The following is a 19,438-nucleotide window of genomic DNA, read 5'->3' on the forward strand; positions in this document are numbered from 1 at the left end:
GGGGACTAGTGAGGGTTGTGCATCGCTGCCCGTGGGCTTTTGGCAACTTCTGCCCTGAACGGGCCGTGGGCCCCCGATCCGAGATCGGGAGCCCACGGGCCGGTGCTTCCTGGTGGGTCAGCGTCGCCGCAGGTCCGGACCGCCGGGGCGGTCCTGGTAGAGGTCGTCGATGCCGTCGGCATCGCCGTAGTCGCCCTCCCGCTCCCCGAGCGAGATCATCGTGCCTCCTGCGGCGTCAGCCCGCTCACGCAGGTCGGCCGGGGCGAGCGCACGGGCGACGTGGAAGGCGCCGACCGCGACGATGGTGCCGAGGGCGATGCCGCCGAGCGAGAAGTCCGACGTGAAGACGAGCGACACGTTGCCGATACCGATGACGATGCCGGCCGCGACCGGGACGAGGTTGATCGGGTTGCCGAAGTCGACCCCGTTCTCCTTCCAGATCTTCGCGCCGAGGAGGCCGATCATGCCGTAGAGCACGACCGTGATGCCGCCGAGGACGCCGCCCGGCACCGACGCGACGAGCGCACCGAACTTCGGCGAGAGGCCGAAGACGATGGCGACGACCGCGGCGACGTAGTAGGCGGCCGTCGAGTAGACGCGGGTCGCCGCCATGACGCCGATGTTCTCGGCGTACGTCGTCGTCGGCGAGCCACCGACGGAGCTCGCGATGACCGTGCCGATGCCGTCGGCGGCGATGGCCCGGCCCATGTAGGGGTCGAGGTCGGTCTTCGTCATCTCGGCGACGGCCTTGACGTGGCCGGTGTTCTCCGCGATGAGCGCGATGACGGCGGGCAGGACGAGCAGGATCGCGGCGACGGAGAAGGACGGCGCGTGGATGCCGACGAGCTCCTTGCCGTCGGCCCCGGTCGTCGTCGACGGCGGGAGGCCGAACCACGGCTGGCTGGCGAGGTTGTCGAAGTTCGTGCGGAAGTGCGTCGTGACCTTGCCCGCGCCGGCGTCGTAGGACGTGATCTGACCGAAGACCTGGTCGAAGAGCCACGAGATGACGTAGCCGAAGATCAGGGCGAGGAAGACCGCGATGCGCGAGATGAAGCCCTTGAAGGCGACGGCGCAGATGATCGTGAACGCCATGACGAGCAGCGCCACCCACTGGTCCTGCGGCCAGTAGATGTTGGCGACGACCGGCGCCAGGTTGAAGCCGATGAGCATGACGACCGCGCCGGTCACGACCGGCGGCAGCACCTTGTGCAGCACGGACGAGCCGAGGAAGTGGATCGCCACACCGACGAGCGCGAGCACGAGGCCCGCGACGAGGATGGCGCCCGTGACCTCGGCGGACGTGCCGCCCTGCGCCCGGATGGCCGCCACGGCACCGACGAAGCTCGCCGACGTGCCGAGGTAGCTCGGGACCTTGCCGTTCACGATCAGCAGGAAGCAGATCGTCGCGATGCCGCTCATCATGATCGCGAGCTGGGCGTTGAGACCCATGATCAGGGGGAAGACGAACGTCGCACCGAACATCGCGACGACGTGCTGCGCACCGAGACCGATCGTCTTGCCCCACGACAGCCGCTCGTCTGGTGCGACGACGTCGTCGGGGCCCATCGTCTTGCCGTCCCCGTGCAGTTTCCAGCCCAAAGCCATTCCGACTCCTATGGTTGCCACATTCGGTGATGTGGGTCACGTCCCACTCCGGGATGGGCGAAAACTACTCCCACCGCAAGGGATTGCGTTCGTCAAACGTTGATACACGCCGAGGGTGCCCCTCTGGCACGTCATGACGTATGCCGTCACCCCCGTTCCCGGCGGTCCGCCACCGCCCCGACGTGGAAGGTCGCACCCCCTCACCGGGGGGCGAGGTTCCACAGCCGGGCGCCGTCGTCGATGCTGCACCCCGGCCCGCACCTCCGTGGCCGGCCCGCCCACCCCCGGGCGCGCAGCACCTGCGCCACCTCGCCGGCCAGACCGCAGGGGCTCGGGACGAGGTCGGTCCAGTAGCACCGGAGGGTCACGCGGCCGGCGACGAGCGCCGAGCGGTCCCGACGGCCGTCGCGCTGCACGTCCGTCCACGATGCGTGCCCGAGCCGCCCGTCGACCTCCACGACGACTCCCCACTCGTACTCGCGGTCCCGCCGCCCGACACGACCGAAGGGCGACTGCGAACGTCCGTGGGGCAGACCGTGGGCGCGCTCGACGTCGCGGACGTAGCGTCGCTCGGCAGGGCTCTCGCACCCGTCGGCGACCTCGGCGAAGACCTCGAGCAGCAGGGACCGGTCCCGCTGTCCCCGCCGGTTGCCGAGCGCCGACCTCAGGCGCCCGGTGCTCGTCAGCTCGAGACCGACGGCCTGCGCGGCCAAGGCGATCGCACGATCCGGACCTCGTCCGGAGCACAGGTCGAGCACGGTGTGCTCGACCTGGGTGCGGTGCGGCCAGGCGCGGGGGTCCGTCCGAGCCGCGGCGTGCCTGCTGCGCCGGATCAGGACGCCCTCGACCGGTCGCGCCCTCCGCTCGGCCGGGATCACGACGGTGATGGTGCCCGGTGCCTGTCTGATGAGCCCCCACTCGTGCGCCGCGCTCTCGTGCGTGAGTGCTGCCCCCGGACCTGCGTGGAGCAGTGCTGCCACGGCACGGGTCTCCCAGCCACCGCGGCCCGGCAGCGTCCGGTAGACGCCCGGGTGGACGACCTGCCACCGGCCAGTGCCCAGACGCCACTCGATCGCCTTCGGGCTCAGGCCCGCGTCCCGTGCCTGGGTCCGCGTCACCAGGCCGGACTGACCTGCGGCGCGTGCGCGGAGGAGTGCGTCCACCCCTGGATCGTCACCGGATCGCGTGCCACAGCGTGCGCTGCTTCCACAGGAGCCGGCCCGTGGAAGGTCGCACCCCCTCACCGGGGTGCGATGTTCCGCGGACCGGGCGACACGGCATACGCGAGGGGCGGCGGTCAGATGCCGCGCATCTGGTGGATCTTGAGCGCGAGCGCGAGAGTCAGGCGCAGGTCGGGATCGGTCGTGAAGGGGCCGAGGATCTTCTCGAGCTTGCCGATGCGGTAGCGCAGGGTGTTGTAGTGGAAGAAGAGCAGTCGGGCGGTCTCGGCGACGTTCATGTTGGTGTCGATGAGGATGCTCAGGGTCTGGCGCAGGCCGGCGTACTCCGGTGAGTCGTCGGTGGCCAGCTCGCGCAGCGACTCGGTGACGAAGCGGCGCAGGTCGGCGCCGTCGGGGATGAGCGCGAGCAGGCGGTAGATGCCGAGGCCGTCGACGTGCGTCGTCGCACCGTCGCCGTGCATCTGGCGACCGACGGTGACCGCCGAGAGCGCCTCGTCGTACGCCTGGGGCAGGCCGGCGACCGAGGTGATCGGCCGGGAGACGCCGGCCGAGAAGCTGCGTCGACCGCCTCCGCCGTCGCCACGCACGACCCGGACGTACTCGCCCACGATCCGCATGACCTGCTCGGTGTCGGCCCCGGCCGGCACACCGATGAGGGCGACCACCTCACGGCTGAATCCCATGACGGGAGAACGGGAGTCGCGCACGGCCACGGCGTGCGTCCAGGCGCGGGCGAACCGCTGCTGGAGGAAGCGCACCTCCTCCGCGTCGCGCGTCGACCGGTCGTCGTCCTCGTCGGTCTCGGCGACGACGACGACCATGGGCCGGTCGATGTCCCAGCCGAGCGAGCTCGCGTGGGCCACGGCGTCGACGGGGGAGCCGGCGCGTCCGGCGAGGGCGTCGCGGAGGAACTCGGCGCGGTACTTGCTCTCGACGGCCGAGACGGCCTGGTCCTTGGTGATGGCGAGCGCGGCGACCGTCGCGGCGCGCTCGAGCAGACGCACGTCGTCGACCGTCAGGTGCCGGTGGCTGCAGAAGGCCATGAGGACGCCGTGGTCGAGGTGCCCGGCGACGATGCGCACGGCCGAGCGGTTGGCGGTCGGGCCGTCGGGTCGGGGCCCCATCGGCTCGGCCTCGGTGAGCAGGCGCCCCGTGCGGTCGAAGCACTCGAGGGACAGGGCGTGGTCGAGCTCGCGCTGCGACCCGGCGCGGGCGATGACGCGACCGTCGGTCGTCGTCACCATCGCCGCGCCGTCGAGGAAGCCGACCACCTGCTCGCAGAGGTCGTCGAGGGAGCCGCCGGCGAGGACGATCTGCACGAGGGCGCGGTCGGCGTCCTCGAGCCGGCGCAGGATCGCGGTCTGGTGCTCGAGCATCGCGCTCAGCACGTCGGTCGTGAAGGTGGCGATGTGGTCGAGCGGGACGTCGATGAGCGGCAGACCGGTGGACTTGGCGGCCGTGACGAGGGCGGCCAGGGGCTTGCCCGACAGCCCGGACACGACGAGACCTGCGGCGCCGGCGGCATCGAGGGCCGACACGGTGTCGCCGAGCGAGCGGGCGTCGCCGTCCTGCTCCGCGAGGGCTGCGGCGTCGGCGAGCACGAGCCGGTGGGTCAGCCGAGCCGGACCGCCGTCGCGCACGGCGGAGCGCAGCGGCGTCGTGCTGTCGACGCTGACGTCGAGGCGCGCTGCCTCGGCGCGGACGACCCCGTGCGCCGTCGCGGCGAGGCCGGCGATGAGCCGCAGCGAGATGCCGGACACCTCGGGCTCGGCCTCGCCGGAGCGACCCGCGGCTGGCAAGTCACCCTCGGGGAGGGCCGGATCGTTGGCAACTTTCACCATGAGCGCACCCTACCCACCGTCGATAGCGTCGCGTCAGCGGTCCGCGCCGGGGCGGACCGTGACGGAGCCGGTTCGTGCCGGCACGGGGGTCTGACGGTGGAGGTGAGCGCGAGCATGGACGACCTCGACCTGACGCTGCTGCCGGCCGCCGTGTCGCCCCTCGTGGCTGGCGAGGTGGCCGGTGCCCCGCGGCGCTGCCGCGTCCTCGCCGCCTTCCCCACCTGCCTCTACCTCGACCTCGGCGCCCACGAGCGGGTCCTCGCCGTGCTCGCCTCCGACGCCGTCGCGCTGCCCATCGGCCTGCGCCTGGCCCTGCCGTCGAGCGCGGTCCGGTGGGGGGTCGAGGCCGGCGCGCACGTCGTCGTGGGGGAGGGGCGCGTACGCCTGCCGCGCGCCGACGTCGTCGCGGCCCGGCTGCTCCGGCCGGCGCGCGTGCGCCCCGCGCCTCGCGGATCCGCTCGCGACAGCGGTCTCCCCGAGCCCGGAGTCCTGGGCGACCTGGCCCACGACCTCACCGCCGAGGCGCTCGCCGGCCGGTCGGCCGACCCCGGCGTCCGCGGCCTCGTCGGCGTCGGGCGTGGGCTGACCCCCAGTGGCGACGACGCCCTCTGCGGCGTCCTGCTCACCCTGGCCGCGGTCGACGCGCCACCGTCCCGGCGCGCCCTGTCGGCCGTGCGCACCGCCGTCCGCGGCGTGCTGCCGTGGACGACGAGCCTGTCGGCCGCCCTCCTCGTCGCAGCCGGGGCCGGGTATGCCGTCCCGGACGTCGCGCGCCTCGTGACCCGTCTGGTCTCCCGAGAGGGGTCAACCATCAGGTCGGCCGGCGCCTCGCCGCGCGTTGCCCGGGCCGTTGCACCGTCGAATCCGTTCGACCCGCCGGAGGGAAGCGGGCCCACCGACCTCAGTGACGTCAGCGACCCCTCCGACCTGTCCGAGCTGGCCGACCTCGTCGACCGGGTGCTCGCCATCGGGCACACGTCGGGCCGCGACCTCTTGTCCGGTGTCAGCGGTGCCCTCCGTGCCGTCGACGCAGTCCTCGAGCCCAGCCCCCGACCCGAACCCGGACGCCCACACCGACCCGAACCCCAGGAAGGACTCCACCGTGGCTGACCACGTCGAGCTGAGAACCGGTGCCTACCTCGACTCCGTGACCCTCATGCAGGTCTCACGCACCGTCGCCTCCGCGCCCGGCGTCGAGGCCGCGCAGGTCGCGATGGCGACCGAGCTCAACCTCGAGGTCATCCGCGGCATGGGCTTCGACGTGCCCGACTCGGCGCCGAACGACCTCGTCGTCGCGATCCGCGGTGACGCGGCGGGCATCGCCGCGGGGCAGGCCGCCCTGGAGACCGCCCTCACCCAGGGCCGTGCCGCCGGGGGCTCCTCCGGCGGGTTCGGCGACGCGCCGGCGCCCCGGACGCTCGGCGGTGCGATCCGCCTCTCGGGCGCCGACCTCGCGCTCGTCTCGGTGCCCGGCGAGCACGCGGTCACCGAGGCCCTCGACGCGGTCCGTGCCGGGGTGTCCGTCATGGTCTTCTCCGACAACGTCCCGGTCGAGGACGAGGTGCGCCTCAAGGACGCCGCGGCCGCCGCGGACGTCCTCGTCATGGGCCCCGACTGCGGCACCGCGGTCGTCGGCGGCGTCTCCCTCGGCTTCGCCAACGTCGTGCGGCCGGGCTCCGTCGGCCTCGTCGCGGCGTCCGGCACGGGTGCCCAGCAGGTCATGTGCCTGCTCGACGCCGCCGGGGTCGGGATCAGCCACTGCCTCGGCGTCGGCGGCCGCGACCTGTCGTCCGCCGTCGCCGCCCGCTCGACGAAGCAGGCCCTCGCCGCCCTCGCGGCCGACCCGGAGACGACGTCCGTGGTCGTCGTCTCCAAGCCCCCCGCTCCCGAGGTCCTCGCCGACCTGCAGGCGTATGCCGCCGGGCTGGGCAAGCCGGTCCACTGGGCCACGCTCGGGGCCGGGCGGCCGGACCTCACGGCAGCCGTCGAGCCGGTGCTGTCCGCCGTCGGCGCGACCGTGCCGGAGTGGCCGACCTGGGAGGCCTCGGGCTCGCCCGCGGCCCCGGGGTCGTCGGGGTCGTCGGGGTCGCTGCGCGGGCTCTTCTGCGGCGGCACCCTCGCCGACGAGGCCATGCTCGTCGCCGGTGAGGTGCTCGGCGACATCCGGTCCAACATCCCGCTCCGGCCCGAGCTCGCCCTGGGCGCCGACCTGCGCGACCCCGGCCACGTCGTCATCGACTTCGGCGACGACACGATGACCCGCGGGCGCGCCCACCCGATGATCGACCCGTCGCTGCGCCTCGACCGCATCGCCGTCGAGGCGGCCGACCCGACGTGCGGCGTGCTCCTCCTCGACCTCGTGCTCGGTCACGGGGCGCACGCCGACCCGGCCCCCGAGCTCGCAGCAGCGGTGCGCGCCGCCCGTGAGACGGCCGCTGCGGCCGGACGCGACCTGCTCGTCGTCGTCTCGGTCACCGGAACGGCGTCGGACCCCCAGGGCCTGGAGCGGTCGGCCCGGGCCCTCGCGGACGCCGGTGCCGACGTCCTGCTCTCCAACGCCGCCGCCACGCGCCGGGCGCTGCACCTGCTCGGCCACGACGTGCCCGCGCCGGAGCGCGCGCCGGGCGACACGGCATACGCCCCCGGCGCCGGGACGGCGACCGGCGCCGGGACCGAGCCGCTCCACGGGCTGCTGTCCGCGGACGTCACGGTCGCGGCCGCCGGGGTGTCACTCTTCTCGGACGCCCTTCGGGCGCAGGCGGTCTCGGTCACCGAGGCCTCGTGGCAGCCGCCGATGCCGGGCACGGCCGGCGAGCTCGGCCGGGTCCTCGCCGACCCCCGCCGCGACGCAGCCAACGCCGAGGCGCTGCGCCGGATGACCGCCGCGGGCGCCGACCTCGTCGACGTCCGACCGGCCCACGAGGTGCTCGGGCTCGAGCGGGGCACCTTCCTGCACGCCGGGCCACCGATCGAGTTCGCCCGCGCCTCAGGGCCGCTCAAGGGTGCGCTCATCGGCGCGATGCTCTTCGAGAGCCTCGCCGACACGGCCGAGGAGGCCGAGGCCAAGCTCGAGAAGGGCGACGGCATCACGCTCGAGCCGTGCCACCACCGCGACGCCGTCGGCCCGATGGCCGGTGTCATCAGCCCGTCGATGTGGGTCTACGAGCTGCGCGACGAGGTGCACGACAACACGTCGTGGTGCTCGCTCAACGAGGGGCTCGGCAAGGTGCTGCGCTACGGCGCCTACGGTCCCGAGGTCATCGACCGGCTGCGGTGGATGAACACCGTCCTCGGCCCGATCCTCCAGCAGGCCGTGCGCGCCCGGGTCGAGCAGCAGGGCTCCATCGACGTCAAGGCGATCATCGCCCAGATGCTCCAGATGGGCGACGAGGGCCACAACCGCAACCGCGCCGGCTCGCTCATGCTGCTGCGCGAGCTGCTCCCGACGATGATCACGGCCGACGCGTCGTCCGCCGACATCGCCGAGGCGGTCCGCTTCTCGGGCGCCAACGAGCACTTCTTCCTCAACCTCGGTATGCCGGCCTGCAAGCTGAGCACCCTTGCCGCCCATGGCATCCCGGGATCCTCGGTCGTGACGACGATGGCGCGCAACGGCACCGACTTCGGCATCCGCGTGTCGGGGACGGGTGACGCCTGGTTCACGGGCCCGGCCAACACACCCGAGGGGCTCTTCCTCGGCTCCTACGGCCCGGACGACGCGAACCCCGACATCGGCGACTCGGCCATCACCGAGACCGCAGGCATCGGCGGCTTCGCCATGGCGGCGGCACCGGCGATCGTGAAGTTCGTCGGCGGCGACGTGCCGTTCGCGCTGCGGGCCACGCAGACGATGTACGAGATCACGGTCGGGGAGCACACGGCCTACCAGGTGCCGATCCTCGAGTTCCGCGGCACGCCGACCGGCATCGACGTGGCCGCCGTCGCGCGGACCGGCATCCTGCCCCAGATCAACACCGGCATGGCCGGGCGGGTCGCGGGCACGGGGCAGGTCGGCGCGGGTCTCGTGACCCCTCCCGAGCAGTGCTTCACGCAGGCGCTCACCGCTCTCGCGGCGGCCGCGCGGGAGGACTGACCGGGCAGGCCCCCACAGCTCGGGTCGCGCGGTCGTCGTCGGCCGCGCGGCCCGACCCTCACTCCGGATCCGACACGCATCTGCCGACAGAGAAAAGAAGTGGGGCGCTGTCGGCGCCGCGACCTAGGGTGGACAGGCCATGCGAGACTTTCCGCCCCAGATCCGGGCCTACACCGACCGAGGCGCCGAGACGCCCGACACCCGCCCGCCGCGGGCCTTCCTCTGGTGGATGGTGAGGCAGAACGGCGGTCTGTTCTGGGCCGGGCTGCTCGTCGCCCTCATCTGGATGGTGCCGCAGACCGTCGGACCGTGGATCGTGGGCCGCGCCATCGACACCGGCATCGTCGCGGGCGACCCCGCGGCGACCATGCAGTGGGTCCTCGTGCTGGCCGTCGTCACCGTCTTCGGCGCGTGCAGTGGCATCCTCTTCCACACGGTCATCGTCCGCGAGTGGCTCATCGCCCTCTACGGCACGACGAAGCTCGTCACGCGCAAGGCGCTCCAGCTCGGCCACGTGCTGACGCGGCGCACGCCGACCGGCGAGGTGCTCTCGGTCTCGGGCAGCGACGGCGACCAGTTCGGCGCCCTCATGGAGATCAGCACGCGCGCCATCTCGCAGCTCGCCGCCTACCTCGTCGTCGCCGCCATCGTGCTCAGCACGTCGGTGCGCATGGGCGTCCTCGTCCTCGTCTCGGCTCCGCTGCTCGTCGTCCTCGGCACGCCGCTGCTCCGGCCGATGCAGCGCTGGCAGGGAGTCGAGCGCTCCCGCAACTCCGAGCTGACGTCGATGGCGACCGACATCGTCGGCGGCCTGCGGATCCTGCGCGGCATCGGTGGTGAGGAGACCTTCGGCGGCAACTACGCCGGGCAGTCCCAGCGCGTGCGCCAGTCCGGCGTCTCGGCCGGTCGCTGGCTCGCCGCCGTCGAGTCCGTCGGCGTCCTGCTCTCGGGTGGCTTCGTCGTCGCCCTCATGTGGCTCGGCACGCGCGAGGTCGCGCAGGGCCGGCTCACGGTGGGCCAGCTCGTCAGCTTCCTCGGCTACGGCCTCTTCCTCGTCCAGCCGATGCGCACGTTCGTCGAGTTCGCCCAGAAGTGGACGCGCTCGGTGGTCTCGGCCCGCAAGGCGGTCGCCGTGCTGTCGCAGCGCCCGCCGTGGGTCCACCCCGACGAGCCCGCCGGGCTCGACACGAGCGCCGAGATCGTCGACGGCGAGTCCGGCGCCACCATCCGCCCGGGCATCCTCACCATGGTCGTCTCGGCCGTGCCCGACGACTCGGCAGCCCTCGCCGACCGTCTCGGCCGCTACCTGCCGAGCGACGAGGGCGCGCTCGTCAGCGACGAGATCCCCGAAGCGCTCAAGGGCCGTGCCGCCAGGCGGGAGCGCTCGGCGCGCGCCAAGGCCCGCGAGGAGCAGGCCCTCCGCGACGAGGAGCGGGCCCGCCAACCGTGGGGGGTCACCGTCGGCGGCGTCGACCTCTCGCGCGTCGAGCTCGACGAGGTGCGCCGGCGCATCCTCGTCAGCGACACCTCACCCCAGGTCTTCGCGGGGACCCTGCGCTCCGCCGTCGACCCGATCGGCCGGCTGACGCGGGAGCAGGCCGAGCGGGCGCTCCACACGGCCGCCGCCGACGACGTCTTCGACGCCCTCCCCGGCGGGTGGCAGGGCGAGCTCGAGGAGCGCGGTCGCGGGCTGTCCGGCGGGCAGCGTCAGCGACTCGTGCTCATGCGCGCCCTCGCAGCCGACCCCGACGTCCTCGTGCTCGTCGAGCCCACGTCCGCCGTGGACGCCCACACCGAGGCCCGCATCGCCTCCCGTCTCGGGGAGCACCGGCGCGGGCGCACCACGGTCGTCATGACCGCGTCCCCGCTGCTGCTGCACCACGCCGACGAGGTGATCCTCCTCGAGGGTGGTGTCGCGACCGCCCACGGACGGCACGCCGACCTGCTGGCCGAGTCGCCGGCATACCGCTCCGTCGTCGTCCGCGGCGGAGACGCCGACCCGTCCGTCCTCTCCCACCTCGCCGAGGAGTCCCGATGAGCCGCGCCGACAGCACGGTCGCGACGACCGGTGTCACGGGCGCCGCGGACACCGTGGACCCCGTGGACACCACGTGGGTCTCTCCGCTGCCCGAGGTGCTCGCGGCCGAGTCCGCGCGCACGTGGGACTCGGCCGTCCACGCCCCGGCCGTGCCCGACGAGCTGCGGCCGCCCCGGTCCGCCTCGATGCGCCAGCGCCTCAGCGCGCTGCACCGACGGCACCTGCTGCGCGAGCGGCGGGCCCAGGAGTTCGTCGCCGACACGATGAACGCGCGCACGGGTCTGCCGATCGCCGACAACGCGCGCGTCGTGCGCTTCATCGGTGGCCTGCTCTCGCAGGAGCGGCTGCTCGTCGTCGCCGTCATCCTCGCCAACGCGCTCGCCGCCACGGCGGGCCTGCTCGTCCCGCGACTGCTCGGCGAGCTCGTCGACTCGACGGTCGCCGACGTCGAGGCGGGCCGGGTCGACGCCGCCCTCGCCGGGGCCAACTCGGCGGCGCTCGTCGTCGCCGGGCTCGTCGTCCTGCAGAGCGCCTTCACCTTCGCGGCCAAGATGTCCTCGACGGTGCTCGGCCAGAGCGTCCTTGCCACGGCGCGCGAGTACATCGTGCGCGCCATCCTCCGGCTGCCGCTCTCACGCGTCGAGAGCGCGAGCTCGGGCGACCTCGTCACGCGCGTCACCCGCGACGTCGGCACCATGAGCGAGAGCGTGCGCTGGGCCCTGCCCGAGGCCATCATCGCGAGCATCACCGTCGTGCTGACCCTCGTGGCCATGGTCAGCAACTCGCCGGTGCTCTCCCTGCCGTCGATCGTGCTCATGTCGCTCGCGCTCTTCCAGGTGCGCCGCTACCTCGGGCGCGCGCCGAAGGGCTACCTCACCGAGGGCGGCACCTACTCGCGCATCAACACCACGCTCACCGAGACGGTCGAGGGTGCCCGCACCGTCGAGGCGCTGGGCCTGACGGAGCACCGCCTGCGCCGCGGGGACGAGGACATCGAGGTGTCCGGCCAGGCCGAGCGCTACACGATGACGCTGCGCAACCTGCTCTTCGCCGTCATGGACGTCGCCTTCAGCCTGCCGCGCGTGCTCGTCCTGCTGTTCGGCGCCATCGGGTATGCCCAGGGCTGGGCCACGCTCGGGCAGATCACCACGGCGATCCTCTACACCGAGGCCCTCTGGGGCCCGTTCGACATGCTCGTCCACACCGTCGATCGGGTGCAGGTCGGCATCGCGTCGACGACCCGCCTGCTCGGCATCGCGACCGTGCCGGCCGACCGCGAGGCGGGCGAGGACCGGCCGACCGGACCCGAGCTCGTCGGCACCGACCTGCGCTACGCCTACCGCGCCGGCCACGACGTGCTGCACGGCATCGACCTCGACCTCAGCACGGGGGAGCGCCTCGCCATCGTCGGCCCGAGCGGTTCCGGCAAGTCGACGCTGGGGCGCCTGCTGTCGGGCATCCACGGCCCTCGCACCGGGTCGGTGACGGTCGGCGGCGTCGAGCTGACGTCGCTCCCGCTCGACCAGCTGCGCACCGAGGTCGCCCTCGTGACCCAGGAGCACCACGTCTTCATCGGGTCGGTGCGCGACAACGTCGTGCTGGCGCGCGAGGGCTCGGCCGACGACGAGGTCCGTGAGGCCCTGCGGGCCGTCGACGCCCTCGACTGGGTCGAGCGGCTGCCCGAGGGTCTCGACACGAAGCTCGGGTCGGGCCACCAGGTGCTGACGCCGGGCCGCGCCCAGCAGATCGCCCTGGCCCGCCTCATCCTCGCCGACCCGCACACGATCGTCCTCGACGAGGCGACCTCGCTCATCGACCCGCGCACCGCACGCCACCTCGAGGGCTCGATGAACGCGCTGCTCACCGGGCGCACCGTGGTCGCGATCGCGCACCGCCTCCACACGGCGCACGACGCAGACCGCATCGCGGTCGTCATCGACGGTCGCGTCGCCGAGCTCGGCAGCCACGACGAGCTCGTCGAGCAGGACGGCGAGTACGCCGCCCTCTGGCGCGCCTGGACCTCCTGACCCCGCCACCCTCACTCGAACGAGCGCCCCGCCCCACTCGAGTGGCCCCGCAACCCCACGTGTCCCAGCAGTGTCCGGACCGACCTGACACCTGACGAGGGGCACGCGTGACGATGGGGCCACTCGACGACGGGGAGCGCCCCCGGGGCGTGTCCCGTGCGACGACGGGGCCACTCGACGATGGGGAGCGCCCCCCGGGGTGTGTCCCGTGTGACGACGGGGCCACTCGACGACGGGGAGCGCCCCCGGGGTGTGTCCCGTGTGACGACGGGGCCACTCGACGACGGCTGGGCGACCCCCGGGGTGTGTCGCGTGTGACGACGGGGCCACTCGAGTGGGTGCGCCTCCCTGCTCGAGTGGCCCCGCAACCCCACGTGTCCCAGCAGTGTCCGGACCGACCTGACACCTGACGAGGGGCACGTGTGACGACGGGGCCACTCGACGACGAGGGCCGACGACGGGTCTCGACGGGCACCGGCCCGCGTGTGAAGGTGTGGACATGAGCACTGACACGACCGCACAGCAGGAGCGCACGGCATACGTCATCGTCGGCGGTGGACTCGCCGCGGCGAAGGCCATCGAGGGCATCCGCGAGAGCGACACGGACGGCGCGATCGTCCTGGTGACGGAGGAGGACCGGCTGCCCTACGAGCGGCCGCCGTTGTCCAAGGCGGTGCTCAAGGGCGAGGACGAGATGGAGACGGCGTTCACGCACGACCGGGACTGGTACGCCGAGCAGGGGGTCGAGCTGCGTCTGGGCAGCCCCGCCACCTCCCTCGACGCCGAGCAGCACACGCTGACGCTCGCCGACGGCGACGTGCTCTCCTACGAGCGGCTCCTCATCGCCACGGGCTCGTCGGCACGCGCTCTCGACGTGCCCGGCGCGGACCTCGACGGCGTGCTCTACCTCCGCGAGATGCAGGAGTCCGAGGCGCTCAAGGCCCGCCTCACCGGCGGGGCGCGCATCGTCATCGTCGGCGCCGGGTGGATCGGCCTCGAGGTCGCCGCAGCCGCCCGCGACGCCGGTTGCAGCGTCACCGTCATCGAGCCCCAGGCCGCGCCGCTCCTCGGTGTCATGGGCGAGCAGGTCGGTGGCTGGTTCGCGCAGCTGCACCGGGGTCACGGCGTCGACTTCCGGTTCGGCGAGGGCGTCGAGCGGATCGAGGGTGAGACCTCGGTGACCGGGGTCGTCACGACGTCCGGCGACATCCTGCCGGCCGATGCCGTCGTCGTCGGCGTCGGCATCACCCCGAACACCGGACTGGCCGAGGGCGCCGGCATCGACACGGCCAACGGCATCACGACCGACGAGGCGCTGCGCACGTCGGCCGATGGCGTGTGGGCGGCCGGCGACGTCGCGAGCTGGCGGTCGACGGCGCTCGACGCGTTCGTCCGCGTCGAGCACTGGGCCAACGCGCACGACGGCGGGCTCGCGGCGGGCCGGTCGATGGCGGGCCAGGACGTGACCTACGACCCCATCCCGTTCTTCTTCTCCGACCAGTACGACATCGGCCTCGAGTACGCCGGCTACGTCCCGCGCGGGACCGACGCCGAGGTGGTGCTGCGCGGCGAGCCGTCGGGCAACGAGTTCATGGCGTTCTGGGTCGTCCCGGAGGGGGACGGCGTGCGCGTGCTCGCCGGCATGCACGTCAACGTCTGGGACACCATCGACGACGTCCAGCGTCTCGTGCGCGACCGCACCGTCGTCGACCGCGACCGGCTCGCCGACCCCGGCGTCCCGCTCGCCGACCTGACCTGACCGCCCGAGCGGCGGGGGTGGCAGGATGTGCACCGTGACGGCACAGATCCTCGACGGCAAGGCCACCCTCAAGGCGATCAAGGTCGAGCTGACCCAGCGGGTCGCTCGCCTGCGTGAGCAGGGGGTCGTCCCGGGCCTCGGCACGGTCCTCGTCGGCGACGACCCGGGCAGCCACTGGTACGTCAACGCCAAGCACAAGGACTGCGCCGAGATCGGCATCACGAGCCTGCGCCGCGACCTGCCGGCCACGGCCACGCAGGCTGAGGTCGAGGCCGTCATCGACGAGCTCAACGCCGACCCCACGTGCACGGGGTTCCTCGTCCAGCAGCCGACCGGCCTCGACGAGATGGCGCTCCTCTCGCGCGTCGACCCCGCCAAGGACGTCGACGGCCTTCACCCGATGAATCTCGGCTGGCTCGCCCTCGGCAAGCCTGCCCCGCTCCCGTGCACGCCGATGGGGTGCATCGAGCTGCTCCGGCGCCACGACGTGCCGATCGCGGGCGCGAAGGTCGTCGTCATCGGCCGCGGCCTGACCGTGGGCCGCCCGCTCGGCCTCATCCTCACGCGCAAGAGCGAGAACGCCACCGTCACGCTCTGCCACACCGGCACGAAGGACCTCGCCGCCGAGGTGCGCCAGGCCGACATCGTCATCGCCGCGGCCGGCGTGCCCGGCATCGTCACCAAGGAGATGGTCAAGCCCGGCGCCGCCGTGCTCGACGTGGGCGTGAGCCGCGTCGACGGCAAGATCGCCGGAGACGTCGCCCTCGACGTCGCCGAGGTCGCCGGCTGGGTCAGCCCCAACCCGGGCGGCGTTGGACCGATGACCCGGGCCCTGCTGCTCACCAACATCGTCGAGGCGGCCGAGTCCTCGGTCGCGTCCGGCGCCTGAGCGGCTCCGATGCAGTGGCGGGGTAGCGGCTTCGTCGTCCTCAGCTGGTGGTACCTCGTCGCGGGGATGGCCGCCGTCGGCGTCCTCGTCATGGCCTTCCTCGACGTCCGTTGGGGCGGGCGCATCATGGCCACGGCGTTCTTCGTCGGCGCCCTGATCCGCCTCGTGGCCCGGCCCTCGCGCAAGGCGGGCGGTCTCAACGTCCGCTCTCGCACCCTCGACGTCGTCATCCTGCTGACCCTGGGCATCGGCGTGCTCATCGCGTCGGCCACGGTCAACGTGCGCGCCGACGTGCCGGACCGGACGTCCGTCGGCCGCAGCGCCCGCTGACGGGACGACCGTGCCGAGCCCCCAGCCGCAGGCGTTCGAGCACTACCTCCTGACGCGCTTCAGCGCGGCCTTCTCGCCCGACGTCCCGGCCCAGGAGGAGTGGCTGCGCTACCGCCTCGGCTTCTTCGTCGACGCGTGCTGGTCATCCGTGCGCAGCCAGCAGGGCGCGGACTTCACGTGGCTCGTCCTCTTCGACGACCGCTGCAGCGACGACTTCCGCGGCGACGTCGAGGCGCTCGCCGAGGGCACGTTCACCCCGGTCTGGAGCCACGAGCCGTGGTCGCCTTGGATCTTCGGGCAGGCGATCGCCGAGCTCAGCCCGGCCGACACTGCACCGTCCTGGCTGCTCACGACCCGTCTCGACAGCGACGACGCCATCGCCCGGGACTTCATGGCAGCGGCCCAGCGCGAGTTCACGCCGACCCAGGGCCTCTTCGTCGACTTCCCGCGCGGCATCCAGATCGACCGGAGCGGCGCGACCTACCGCTACGACCAGCTCTCGAGCCCGTTCCTCACCCTCGTCGAGCAGCGCCGCCCCGACTCGCCTCCGAGCACCGTGTATGCCGCCCGCCACGCCCGTGCGCGCCAGTGGGGTCCCGTGCGGGAGGTGAGCGCACCGCCGATGTGGGTGCAGGTCATCCACGGCACCAACCTGCTCAACATGACCGTCGGCGCACGCGTCTCCCCGCGCGTGGTCAACGAGCGCTTCGACCTCGAGCTCGTCTACGACCGTGACGTGTCGACCCGGGACCTGTTGCGGCAGAAAGCCGTCCACCGCGCCCGCCTCGTCCGCCTGTGGGTGCAGCACCCGGGTGAGATGACGAAGTGGGCCGAGGCGAGGTACTGGAGACTGCGTGGCACGCACGTGCGGCCGCAGGGCACGACGCCTCCGCTGACCGAGGTGGTCAAGGCCGGGGCCGCCCGGCTCGGCTGGCGTCGCTGAGCGGCACACGGCGCACGGCATACGGCATACGCGAAGGGCGCCGCCCACCTCGTGGTGGACGGCGCCCTTCGACGTGAGGGGGCCTGCTCAGATGAGGCCGAGGCCCTTGACGGCGTCGCGCTCCTCGGCGAGCTCGGCGACCGACGCGTCGATCTTGCCGCGCGAGAAGTCGTCGATGTCGAGGCCCTGGACGATGCTCCACTGCCCGTTCTTGACGGTGACGGGGAAGGAGGAGATGAGACCCTCCTGCACGCCGTAGGAGCCGTCGGAGCGCACGGCCATGGAGACCCAGTCGCCGTCGGGCGTGCCCTGGACCCAGGTGCGGGCGTGGTCGATCGTGGCGGAGGCGGCCGACGCGGCCGAGCTCGCGCCGCGCGCCTCGATGATCGCCGCGCCTCGCTTGGCGACGGTCGGGATGAAGGTGCCGGCGAGCCAGTCCTGGTCGCCGACGGTCTCGGCGGCGTTGCGGCCGCCGACCTCGGCGTGGAAGAGGTCGGGGTACTGCGTCGCGGAGTGGTTGCCCCAGATCGTCATCTTCGTGATCTCGGTGACCGGCACGCCGAGCTTGGCGGCGAGCTGGCTGATCGCGCGGTTGTGGTCGAGGCGCGTCAGGGCCGAGAAGCGCTCGGTCGGGATGTCGGGGGCGTTGCTCATGGCGATGAGCGCGTTGGTGTTGGCGGGGTTGCCGGTGACGGTGATGCGGATGTCGTCGGCCGCGACCTCGTTGAGAGCCTTGCCCTGCGGGGCGAAGATGCCGCCGTTGGCCTCGAGGAGGTCACCGCGCTCCATGCCCGGGCCGCGGGGGCGGGCGCCGACGAGGAGGGCGTGGTTGACGCCGTCGAAGACCTTCGTCGCGTCGTCGCCGATCTGGACGCCGGCGAGGGTCGGGAAGGCGCAGTCGTCGAGCTCCATGACGACACCCTCGAGCGCCTTGAGCGCGGGGGTGATCTCGAGCAGGCGCAGCTCCACCGGGGTGTCGGGCCCGAGCAGGGCACCGCTCGCGATGCGGAACAGGAGGCTGTAGCCGATCTGGCCGGCGGCGCCGGTGACGGCGACCTTGACGGGGGTAGTGCTCACAGGTAGGCCCTTCACATCGGTGTGGCGCTGGACGCTCCGACGCTATCAGTGGCTGCGTGCCGGGCTGGACGGGCGCCCGTGCTCAGCGCGAGCCCCCAGCACGCACACGCAAGAGCCGTGACGACGATCACGCATGCTGGCCGAGAGCGATGCGTCAGACGGTGAGGGCGAGCGAGCCGAGGGCGATGAGCCAGCTGACGAAGCTGCCGACGAGGAAGTACTCGGTGACGTCGTCGATGCCGGCCGGGCCGCCGGGGTAGGAGCCCGTGCCTGCCGGTCCACCGCTGGCGGAGCGGGCAGCCGCCTGGATCTCGGGGAAGCGGAGCAGCCCCTTGGCGGCGATGACGAGACCGGCGGCGCCGAACTCACCGGCGACGCCGAGGCCGAGGATGACGAGACGCTCCATGGGCCCGAGCAGACGCCCACCCTTGAGGCGGTCGGCGGGCTGGCCGCCGGTCGGGGGAGCGGCCCGCCCGGTGAGGGAGGCGGCAGCCGCGGCGGCCGCGTTGGCGTTGGTGACGTCGGACGGGCGCAGGGCCCCGATCGTGAGCAGGACGAGTCGGACGATGACGTTGGCCGTCGCGACGTTGAAGAGCACGAGCCCGGTGAGCAGCAGCACCCGTGCGGCGGGGAGCGGGCCGCTGCCGGGCAGGTCGGCCCACTGCAGCCACGTGGCGAGGGGGCCACCCGCAGGTGACGCCGCCCCGGAGAAGGCGAGCAGCCCGACGACGAGGCCCGCGAAGACGGCCAGCGGCGCGAGGGCGCCTCGACCCGTCATCTGCGTGCGACGTGAGAGCTCGGCCCATCCGGCACCGGCGGCCGCGGCGATGGCGAGGGCAAGCAGGTCGGCCCAGCCGTGCATCCCGGCCACGAGGGCCAGGGCGACCACGACGACAGGTGCGGCGACGTGCCCGACGACGCGGCCCGGTCGCCACGTCGTGGACCGGACGACGTCGCCGACGCCGATGCCGGCGAGGGCGATCGACAGCCACGTCACGGCAGGTCACCCAGGGTCGTCATGGCCTCGAGCGCGACGCCGATGCCGTCGCGCCGCACGCGCTGCGAGACCGCGGACGGGCTGATGCCGACCCGGTCGGCGACGTCCTGCTGCGCGTGGCCGTGCATGAGTCCTCCGAGGATCTCGCGTGAGGTGGTCGACATGGAGCCAACCATGAAGTCCAGACAGTCGAGCGCAGCCCGCACGGCCGCGACGGTGGCCGGCGGCTCGTCCGGAGCGACGTAGGCGGTCCGCGACGTCCGCGTCTGTGCGCGCTGCGCCCGTTCCTCGGCCACGGTGATGGCCTCGCGGGCGTTCCAGTAGGCCGGCCCGTCGTGGATGCCGCGGACGGGGTCGAGCGTCGAGACGGCGCCGCGGCCGAGCCCGAAACGGACGTCGGCCCGGGGGAAGAGCTCGCTGCGGACGACGAAGCTGGCACGCAGCGCTGCTCCCAGGCTGGGGTAGACGCCCTGGAACTCGTCGCCGACGGTGATGACAGCCGGGTCGTCGATCGGGACCTCGGCGTTGGCGCGGGCGACGGCGGCCTGGAAGGCGTCGTGCAGGGCTTGGCGCTCGCGGTGGGTGCGGGACTCGACGATGTCCCCGATGAGCGCCACCGGTGAAGGTTTTGCCTTCAGATCTGACATGTGAAGATCAT

General features: G+C 73.1%; 14 protein-coding genes. 8 read left to right on the plus strand and 6 right to left on the minus strand.

The genetic code is table 11. The annotated features are described in order from the left end of the window. Positions 1-117: 117 nt before the first annotated feature. From ACSSS0_RS17020 to ACSSS0_RS17030, 3 genes are all read right to left on the minus strand, one after another. A complete protein-coding gene (locus ACSSS0_RS17020) occupies positions 118-1,605 on the minus strand; it encodes a uracil-xanthine permease family protein (protein WP_435986761.1) in 1,488 nt (495 codons plus the stop codon). A gap of 200 nt (positions 1,606-1,805) precedes the next feature. Then, entirely contained in the window at positions 1,806-2,768 is a 963-nt protein-coding gene (locus ACSSS0_RS17025) for a type IV toxin-antitoxin system AbiEi family antitoxin domain-containing protein (protein ID WP_487228912.1), read from the minus strand. Between the two features lie 134 nt (positions 2,769-2,902). Continuing rightward, positions 2,903-4,627: a PucR family transcriptional regulator gene (locus tag ACSSS0_RS17030; RefSeq protein ID WP_487228913.1), complete on the minus strand. Its 1,725-nt coding sequence runs from the start codon at positions 4,625-4,627 to the stop codon at positions 2,903-2,905. Positions 4,628-4,741: 114 nt separating this feature from the next. Here ACSSS0_RS17030 and ACSSS0_RS17035 point away from each other — a divergent pair, with 114 nt between their 5' ends. From ACSSS0_RS17035 to ACSSS0_RS17070, 8 genes are all read left to right on the plus strand, one after another. Continuing rightward, on the plus strand, positions 4,742-5,737 hold the full coding sequence (locus tag ACSSS0_RS17035) for an oxamate carbamoyltransferase subunit AllH family protein (RefSeq protein ID WP_487228914.1): 996 nt from the start codon (positions 4,742-4,744) through the stop codon (positions 5,735-5,737). After that, complete coding sequence (locus ACSSS0_RS17040; RefSeq protein WP_487228915.1) at positions 5,730-8,720, plus strand: bifunctional FdrA/YlbE family protein; 2,991 nt, start codon at positions 5,730-5,732, stop codon at positions 8,718-8,720. The genes ACSSS0_RS17035 and ACSSS0_RS17040 overlap by 8 nt, the downstream gene beginning before the upstream one ends. 139 nt (positions 8,721-8,859) lie before the next feature. Then, positions 8,860-10,758 carry an ABC transporter ATP-binding protein gene (locus ACSSS0_RS17045; RefSeq protein WP_487228916.1) on the plus strand — a complete coding sequence of 633 codons (1,899 nt, stop codon included), beginning with the start codon at positions 8,860-8,862 and terminating at the stop codon, positions 10,756-10,758. After that, a complete protein-coding gene (locus ACSSS0_RS17050; protein ID WP_487228917.1) occupies positions 10,755-12,785 on the plus strand; it encodes an ABC transporter ATP-binding protein in 2,031 nt (676 codons plus the stop codon). The genes ACSSS0_RS17045 and ACSSS0_RS17050 overlap by 4 nt, the downstream gene beginning before the upstream one ends. 499 nt (positions 12,786-13,284) lie before the next feature. Then, a complete protein-coding gene (locus ACSSS0_RS17055) occupies positions 13,285-14,544 on the plus strand; it encodes an NAD(P)/FAD-dependent oxidoreductase (RefSeq protein WP_487228918.1) in 1,260 nt (419 codons plus the stop codon). A gap of 34 nt (positions 14,545-14,578) precedes the next feature. Further along, positions 14,579-15,433, plus strand: coding sequence for a bifunctional methylenetetrahydrofolate dehydrogenase/methenyltetrahydrofolate cyclohydrolase (locus tag ACSSS0_RS17060; RefSeq protein WP_435986752.1), 855 nt, complete (start codon positions 14,579-14,581; stop codon positions 15,431-15,433). 9 nt (positions 15,434-15,442) lie between these two features. Then, a complete protein-coding gene (locus ACSSS0_RS17065) occupies positions 15,443-15,763 on the plus strand; it encodes a DUF3017 domain-containing protein (protein WP_435986751.1) in 321 nt (106 codons plus the stop codon). A gap of 10 nt (positions 15,764-15,773) precedes the next feature. Then, entirely contained in the window at positions 15,774-16,706 is a 933-nt protein-coding gene (locus ACSSS0_RS17070; RefSeq protein ID WP_487228919.1) for a glycosyltransferase, read from the plus strand. An 87-nt stretch (positions 16,707-16,793) separates the two neighbouring features. Here ACSSS0_RS17070 and ACSSS0_RS17075 read toward each other — a convergent pair whose 3' ends face one another. From ACSSS0_RS17075 to ACSSS0_RS17085, 3 genes are all read right to left on the minus strand, one after another. After that, the gene (locus ACSSS0_RS17075) at positions 16,794-17,783 is read right to left on the minus strand and encodes a malate dehydrogenase (protein WP_487228920.1); all 990 of its coding nucleotides are present in this window, start codon (positions 17,781-17,783) and stop codon (positions 16,794-16,796) included. 154 nt (positions 17,784-17,937) lie between these two features. Further along, positions 17,938-18,780: a hypothetical protein gene (locus tag ACSSS0_RS17080; RefSeq protein WP_487228921.1), complete on the minus strand. Its 843-nt coding sequence runs from the start codon at positions 18,778-18,780 to the stop codon at positions 17,938-17,940. Further along, positions 18,777-19,427: a SatD family protein gene (locus tag ACSSS0_RS17085; RefSeq protein WP_435986747.1), complete on the minus strand. Its 651-nt coding sequence runs from the start codon at positions 19,425-19,427 to the stop codon at positions 18,777-18,779. Before ACSSS0_RS17085 ends, ACSSS0_RS17080 begins: the two co-directional genes overlap by 4 nt. Positions 19,428-19,438 lie beyond the last annotated feature (11 nt).

The sequence above is a fragment of the Terrabacter sp. R4-6 genome (assembly GCF_057529065.1).

What these genes read in the sequence shown, in the direction of transcription:
- ACSSS0_RS17020 (WP_435986761.1), bottom strand. Translation starts at nt 1,605, where the DNA reads ATGGCTTTGGGCTGGAAACTGCACGGGGACGGCAAGACGATGGGCCCC.
- ACSSS0_RS17030 (WP_487228913.1), bottom strand. Translation starts at nt 4,627, where the DNA reads ATGGTGAAAGTTGCCAACGATCCGGCCCTCCCCGAGGGTGACTTGCCA.
- ACSSS0_RS17035 (WP_487228914.1), top strand. Translation starts at nt 4,742, where the DNA reads ATGGACGACCTCGACCTGACGCTGCTGCCGGCCGCCGTGTCGCCCCTC.
- ACSSS0_RS17045 (WP_487228916.1), top strand. Translation starts at nt 8,860, where the DNA reads ATGCGAGACTTTCCGCCCCAGATCCGGGCCTACACCGACCGAGGCGCC.
- ACSSS0_RS17050 (WP_487228917.1), top strand. Translation starts at nt 10,755, where the DNA reads ATGAGCCGCGCCGACAGCACGGTCGCGACGACCGGTGTCACGGGCGCC.
- ACSSS0_RS17055 (WP_487228918.1), top strand. Translation starts at nt 13,285, where the DNA reads ATGAGCACTGACACGACCGCACAGCAGGAGCGCACGGCATACGTCATC.
- ACSSS0_RS17065 (WP_435986751.1), top strand. Translation starts at nt 15,443, where the DNA reads ATGCAGTGGCGGGGTAGCGGCTTCGTCGTCCTCAGCTGGTGGTACCTC.
- ACSSS0_RS17085 (WP_435986747.1), bottom strand. Translation starts at nt 19,427, where the DNA reads ATGTCAGATCTGAAGGCAAAACCTTCACCGGTGGCGCTCATCGGGGAC.